A 6895-nucleotide genomic window follows, 5' to 3' on the forward strand; every position below is an offset into this window, starting at 1 on the left:
GCCCACGACTCGCGTGCTCAACGGAGCCGGAAACTGGTAGCGGGCGTCACCACCGAGCCGACGAGAAAAAATCTCGAGCCCCGTAGTCATCCGGGCTGAGGCGTCCATGGCACCGCCCAAGAGTTGGTCCATTTGCTGGCGCCGGTCGGGGTATTTGTGCGAAAAGTACATGCCAGCAAAGGCGACGTCCCTGCTGTGTCGCCCGCGGCGCGGCCTCACCGGATTGTGTACCGCCGGCTGGGCAGCGAATGGCAGGACGCCAATACGGCTGTGGCCCAGATCAGCTTTGTACTGTTCCACGCGGCCAGAATCCGAGGTGAAGACGTAGTCGAACAACTTCGCTGCCGGGAGGAAATCGCCATAGTGGGGCGGGTCTTCCTTGTTCCAGAAGACCGTGGGGGTCCCTTGCGCCGTGCACCATTGCAGCAATTCCCTGAATGGCGCGGCGGGTCCACTGGGGCCAGCAATTTTCCCCCGCCACAGACCGTTGTTGCCGGTCCACGCCGACTCTACAAACAGCAAATCGATCTTGAGGTCACTGAGGTCCTGGCGCCAGGAGTTCGGATGAACGGCATGAATCGACCATTCGTATCCGAAAGCAAGCATGGAAAAGTCATCCAAGATAACTGCGGCTTTGATGTCCGGGCGAACCGGGTCTAGGTCCGGTAGCGAAGCTGCCGCAAACGAGAGCCTGCGCTTCCTCCCCCGTCCGGTCCAGCCGCCCTCTACGCCTTGAACGTCCCGTGGGGCAGCGAAGCCACGTTCAACCAACTGACGTTTACGCCACGTCACAAGCTGCGGCAGGCCGCCCTTGCGCAAGTGCCAAACGGCGCTGCGTAGATCCTTCGTCGCCCCCATTTAGGCCCTGACCCGTCGCGAAGTTCGTTCGCGGATCTCAGTTGCCACCAAGGCGTTCTTGGCATCCTCTAGGATCTTTGAGGCCGAGTTGTTGTTTCCCTTTGACAGGTGCTTCGTGAACTCCTGGTAGGAATTGATAGCCAGCGCCGGATCCCCATCCATGATCAAATCGCCTTTGTCCAGCCAGACCACGCGGGTGCACATGTCGCGAATGGTGTCCAGGCTGTGGCTGACCAAGAAAACGCAGCCGGCCTGCGCCCGAAGTTCGTCCATGCGGCGTTTGCTGCGGTCGGCGAACTGCGCATCACCCGTGTTCAGGGCCTCATCAACCAAAAGAATCTCGGGATCGACCGCTGCGGCGATGGCAAAACGCAGCCGAGAGGCCATTCCGGACGAGTAGGACTTCATCGGCAGGTGGATCGACTTCTCCAGGCCGGAGAGCTCCACGATACCGTCAAATTTTTCCTGTGCCTGAACGCGGCTCATGCCCATGGCGAGGCAACCCAGGATGACGTTCTGGTCGCCGGACAGGTCCTGGACCAAGGCCGCGTTGACGCCCAGCATGATGGGGGTGCTGGAAGCGTAGACCGCGCCCGACGTGGGCTTGGACTGCCCGCTGATAATTTTCATCAGCGTGCTCTTGCCTGAACCGTTGCGGCCGATGATGCCGACGGATTCCCCGCGTTCGACCACCAGGGACAGCTCGTTGAGGGCGTGCACGGTCACCATATTGGGCTTACTGACGGCCCTGCTCAGGAACCGACGCCGGATACTATCCGCGGGCTGTTCCGAGACCTCGCTGGATGCGACCCGATACTTCATTTGCACGCTGTCCACCACAACGCACGGATGGCCGGCGATGTATATCTCCTTCTCACCCGCGCCCATAGGACTCCTCCCCTTTCCAGAAGTACACCAGGCCCACAGCCAAGGTTCCGAGGGCCCACGCGGCAAGAATCGCCCAGGACTGCCATTGCGGCACCCTGGCATACAGCACACAGTCTCGAATGATGTCGATGACGTTGAACAAGGGGTTGAGCTTGATGATGGCCAGTAACTGCGGGTGGGTGACGAAACGGTCGTAGGCATAAAAGATCGCGGACAAATACATCCACGCCCTCAGGGCAAAGGGAATAAGGTGCGTGACGTCGTTGATCCGGGCAATCATGCGAGCCAGGATCAGCCCGACGCCCAAGTTGAAAAGCGACTGCAATAGTACTGCCGGTATCACCAGCAGCCAAAGCCACGTAATCTCCTCGGCCGGTGGGAGGACCACTGCGATCAGCAGCATCGCAAGGATCAGGGGAACCGCGGACAACAACTCACGCACATTCGCCCCGATGGGCAGGGCGGCTCTCGGGAAGTTGAAGGCCTGAACTACGGACTTGTTGTTTCGGATGGACCTGGCGCCGGAGGTGATCGCGCCCGAGCTGAACTGGAAGATGAAAATACCAATAACGAGATATCCGAGAAAATTCTCGATGCCACCGCTGGTTTTCAGCAGCAGCCCAAAGATCAAGTAGTAGGTCAGCCCGTTGAATATCGGGTTCAACAGCAACCACGCGCTTCCAAGCCGGTCCCTGCGAGTCCCACTTTGGACGCGGGCCCGGGCATCATAAAAAATGAACTGCCGGAAGTCCCACAGCTGGATCAGGTAGTCGAGGAAGCCTGGCCGGGAACCAACCCTGGTCAGCCGGCGCATGTCAACGGACAGCGGCTGGACAGCCGTCTGGTCCGGCTCCACTTCGGTTTCTGCGGACACTAACTCGTCCTCCTCATTTTTCACGTAGCAGCTCCGTATAAGCGGCTGCCAAAGCTCGTGCGTTTGCCGCCCAAGTCCTCGAGGCCAGCACTTTCGCGCGGCCGGAACTTCCCATGGCTGACCTCGCTGAGTCGTCTATCAGGAGCGCCGCTAACGCTTCCGACAGCGCCGCCGGATTCTCCGGCTGCACCAACAAACCGTCGACACGCTCGTCAACAATTTCCTGCAGTGCCGGCAACCTGCTCGCCACCACCGGGCGGGCACAGGCCAAAGCCTCAACGGGCTTGAGGGGCGTTACGGAGCGCGTCACCTCAAGGTCCTTGCGTGGCACAACAAAGACATCCAATGCCTGGTGGTAGCGCGCCGTCTCTTCACGGGGAACCCTCCCCGTGAAGATGATCCGCTCGCTATAGCCCGACTCCCGGGCTTGCACCTCGAGTGCGGGGCGGGACACGCCGTCGCCCACGATCAGCAATCTAAGCTGCGGGAAACGGGGCGCCAGCAGCGCAAACGCGTCGATAAGGCAGTCGAGACCTTCGTAGGCCACCAAGCTGCTGACCGTGCCGATGTACTGTCCGCCCTCTTTGAGGCCAAGCACACGGCGTGCCGATGCCGTGTCTAAGGGCTCCTCGAGGAAGTCACCGCCCACAGCGTTCGGGGCAATCAGGATCTTGCCTTCCGGGATGCCGGCGGCGACGATATTGGCCTTCATCGCGGTACCCAGGGTGACTACCAGATCAGCGTCCCGCATGACCCCGGCCTCGCGGCCCTGGAAGAGTCGGTAGTACTGGCTGCTCTTCGCGTCCGCTCCGCGAGTGGAAGCCCACGTGTCGGCCAGTTGCCCACGCACCTCGTACACCCAGGGGATGCCCACGGCCTGGGCCACGGCCCGGACCACCACCGCGTTCACGAAGTGCGTAGTGGTGTGCAGGACGCTGGGCTTGAAATCCAGCACTATGGCCAGCAGTTCTTCGGCTTGCTGCTGAAGCCGGGCGTCCAGGGTACCGGCCAATTTTGCCGGAAGGAGCCGCCGGTAGCGGACGCCGTCCACTACATCTTCGGCTCTGGCACCGACCTTGCCGACCTGAACCGGGTAGCCCAGCCTGGTCACGGCCAGAACGTCCCAGCCCGCAGCCTGTTGCGCAGCAAGGACGGAATGGGACCGTTGCGCATACCCGCTGGTAGTGTGCGGCAGCGAGTTGCTCAAGAAGTGCAGCACTCGCCCGGGCACGGCAACGAAAACCTCGTGGTCCAGCGCGGGAGCCGCGGCGCCGTTCAGCACACTGACTTCGGCTGCCAGCCGCGCCCGCTGCCGCCGGCCAGCCCGGCCTTCAGTATCCAAGACCGCGACGGCGTCGCCGACGGCGCCGTCGTACCAAAACCGGCGGGCGCGGGTAGCCGCCAGGCTGCGCGCGCCACTCGAGCGGCCAAGAAAATCATCGGCCAGCCCAGGCAGTTGGGCGGCAAGGGCGACGTCGGCGAGGCGCCGGGCACGTTCCCCCGCCAGCCCGGCTGCAGTGGCCAGGGAGAGCCGCCGCTTCACGTCGGCGTCGTCGCCCGCCACCAGTGCGGCAATCAGGACCGGAATATCGGTGGACTCGGGGCGTGCGAAACGAACAACCGCCGTCGAAAGCGGCCGCACCAGCCGCGCCGGGAACCGGCGGCTGAGCTGCAGGAGGAGTAGGAGCGGATCGTCCGTCAGGTGGCTGCTTGCCACGCCTGCGGCCAATCGAACATTGCGGAGAAGCTGGATCATCGCGCTGGGACCGGCTCCCGGCCGAGCAGTCCGGCGATGAGCCCCATGTACCGCTCGGCCAGCTGGGCGTAGTCCGCGTTTTCCTTGACCCACTGACGGCTGGCTTCGACGCGGACCAGCCGCGAGCGGTCTGCTGCGAGCTCGCGCCAAAGCTCGGCGACGGCTTCCGGGGTGCTCGCCACAATGTCGCCGGCTTCCGCATCTTCGATGATGCGCGCGGCCTCACCCTTGACGATTGCCGTGACATGACGGCCCAGGGACAAGACTTCGTAGGTCTTAGAAGGGACGGTGGTTTCGAACGACTTCCAGTCGTCCCGGAGCGAGATGATGCAGGTGTCCGCGGAGGCGTAACGGTCCAAGACAGCCTGGCCGTGCAGGGGCTGGTGGAAAGTGACGGGAGCGCCAAGGTCGCGCGCTAGTTTCTCCAGAGCGGGGAGCTGCGTGCCGTGCCCCACCAGATGCAAGTGCATGGCATCACCCACCAGCGCGCTGGCTCGGATCACCACTTCCAGCCGCTGGCTTGCTCCGTGGTTTCCGAGGTAAAGCGCTTCGAAGACCTCACGCTCCGGTTCCGGCGGCGGCAGGAACGGAATGGTATCGACGTGCAAGCCGTTGCTGACGGTTGCCACGTTCTGGAGTCCGCGCATGCGGAGCGTGTCCGCAAATCCATCGGTGACGGTGACCACCAGGTCGGCGCGACGTTGGATGAACTCGACGGCCACCTCGACCACACTCTTTACGCGGCCCTTCACCATGCGTGAATCCCGCGCCAGATCCGGCCACGCATCGCGCATCTCGACGATCAACGGAACCTTCCGCGCCTTGGCCAGGAGGTAGCCGGCGGCGAGGATGGGCAGGCTGGGTGCAGTGGCGAGGACCACGTCAGGCTTCCGCGTCAGCAGCCCCAGCGGCACGGTCATGGCGGCTGAGAAACAGTGGTCAACGAAGCGCGCCAGCTGAGAGTTGCCGTGCGGCAGGTACGGAACACGGCGGATTTCTTCGGTGAACTGGCCCTTTTGCCGGCGGAAGGGGCGGCCGGCCCGCTCCTGCGGCAGCTCGCGCCGGCCGGCCGGGGCATGGGCGACCGGTGTGACGACGTCGACGTCCCAGCCGGAGGCGCAGAATTCCTTCAGCAGTGCCGTCCAGCGGCGCTGCGGAGGGCTGCTCTCCGGCCAGTAAGAGTGCACCAACAGGCTTACACGGACGGGACGGTCCTTAGCTGCGGCGATTCGTGACACGTCCTGGAAGGTTTGCCGGGCCATCCTACTTTCCGGCCTTTGGCGAAGTACGAGCGCCCTTGCCACCCAGGGCACGGAAGTAAGCAAGTCCTGCACCCAGCAGGATCAGGACGGTCACCAACTGCACGCCGAACGGGCTGCCAGTGGCTGCCGCCACCGCCGCCTGGATGACCGGAGCCGCCTGCACCGGCACGGGGGCCGGCGTCTTGGAAGGAGCCGCCGACGGCAGCGCGGCGGCCGTTGCGCTTGCCGACGGCGAGGGCGCTTCTGTGACTGCCTCTGCCGGCCGCTCGCCCTGCGGCGTGGTTTCCGCTGAGGGCATCACTGTCAGCTGAGGCACGGGCGCGGGGCGTTCCGGCGAAGCCGGAGCTGGGACAGGAATGAGGGGATCCGCGGGTGCAGCGTCCCCGCCCGGGGCTGGAGCCGGTTGGGAATCCCCAGGCTGCTCGGGCGGTGCCGTAGGGGGTAGAGAAACGATCGGCGAATCCGGGATGGGATCGGGCGCCGGTGCCAGCTCGGGACCCGATGGGGTTTCGGAGGGCGTGGGCGTTGGCGCGGGCGTCGTATCCAGAATCACCAAGGAGGACGGGCTGGGGTCGACTTGATCGTCCGCGTGAGCGGGGGCTGCGCCGAGGCCGAGGGTCAAAACCGCGGCGGCGCAGAGCGCCGCCGCAGCAGTCCCAGGAGTGCTCCGCTGGGCACTGCTGTGTGATGAAGCCAAGTGTTCCCCCAAAGCAAATATTCCGTGCGGTACGTCGCCAGGTTCAGGGTTCGTACGGTCTGTCGGAGCCGCCAAACTAACGCGGCACCGTGAGTACTCTACAGGTTCCCCGGCAATTCCCGGGTTACTGCCAGCTTCATATGCTGCGGATTTGTAGAAGTTACGAAGTATGTTGGTCCGTCCCCGCCCAGTACCGCGACAACCTTGGCTGCTGATTCTCAGCGAATTGTTCGCTGCCTCTCGGGCACCTCGGCACCGCTCCAACTGTTGGTGAACGGCCGGGAACGAGAGCTGGTTGGTGTCGAAAGTCACGGCACCGTTGCTGTGAGTGGGGTCTAACCGCGCATGTTCGAGGCAACCCCAACCACCGGGATAGGCTGGATGGATGCAACAGCTCCGCCGGCCCGGTTCTCTTCGTCCGCTTCGCCTTCTTGCCACCGCAGCCGCCGCCGGGCTGGTGCTCAGTGCCTGCTCCCCCGCCGTCGACGTCTCCCCTGCCAAGGACGCGGCGAACGCCGCCTGCGCGCCCATGATGGTGGCGCTGCCGGACAGCGTTGGGG

Annotated in this window: 5 protein-coding genes and 2 pseudogenes; 1 reads left to right on the forward strand and 6 read right to left on the reverse strand. The window is 64.1% G+C overall.

Going from position 1 to position 6895, the window contains the following annotated elements:
- The 6 genes and pseudogenes from AB4Y86_RS08500 to AB4Y86_RS08525 form a co-directional block, all read right to left on the reverse strand.
- Positions 1 to 621, reverse strand: a pseudogene (locus AB4Y86_RS08500) (glycosyltransferase); the annotation flags it as partial.
- Between the two features lie 237 nt (positions 622 to 858).
- On the reverse strand, positions 859 to 1746 hold the full coding sequence (locus AB4Y86_RS08505; protein ID WP_441401818.1) for an ABC transporter ATP-binding protein: 888 nt from the start codon (positions 1744 to 1746) through the stop codon (positions 859 to 861).
- Positions 1733 to 2644 carry an ABC transporter permease gene (locus AB4Y86_RS08510; RefSeq protein ID WP_441401819.1) on the reverse strand — a complete coding sequence of 304 codons (912 nt, stop codon included), beginning with the start codon at positions 2642 to 2644 and terminating at the stop codon, positions 1733 to 1735. Before AB4Y86_RS08510 ends, AB4Y86_RS08505 begins: the two co-directional genes overlap by 14 nt.
- Positions 2634 to 4337, reverse strand: a complete 1704-nt coding sequence (locus AB4Y86_RS08515) for a glycosyltransferase family 4 protein (RefSeq protein ID WP_441401820.1) — start codon at positions 4335 to 4337, stop codon at positions 2634 to 2636. Before AB4Y86_RS08515 ends, AB4Y86_RS08510 begins: the two co-directional genes overlap by 11 nt.
- A gap of 35 nt (positions 4338 to 4372) precedes the next feature.
- A complete protein-coding gene (locus AB4Y86_RS08520; RefSeq protein WP_441401821.1) occupies positions 4373 to 5638 on the reverse strand; it encodes a glycosyltransferase family 4 protein in 1266 nt (421 codons plus the stop codon).
- Between the two features lies 1 nt (position 5639).
- On the reverse strand, positions 5640 to 5936 hold the full coding sequence (locus tag AB4Y86_RS08525) for a hypothetical protein (protein ID WP_441401822.1): 297 nt from the start codon (positions 5934 to 5936) through the stop codon (positions 5640 to 5642).
- 784 nt (positions 5937 to 6720) lie between these two features.
- Here AB4Y86_RS08525 and AB4Y86_RS08530 point away from each other — a divergent pair.
- Positions 6721 to 6895, forward strand: a pseudogene (locus AB4Y86_RS08530) (DUF3515 domain-containing protein); the annotation flags it as partial.

It is taken from the genome of Arthrobacter sp. 2YAF22_2, assembly GCF_052114645.1.
Taxonomy (GTDB): domain Bacteria; phylum Actinomycetota; class Actinomycetes; order Actinomycetales; family Micrococcaceae; genus Arthrobacter.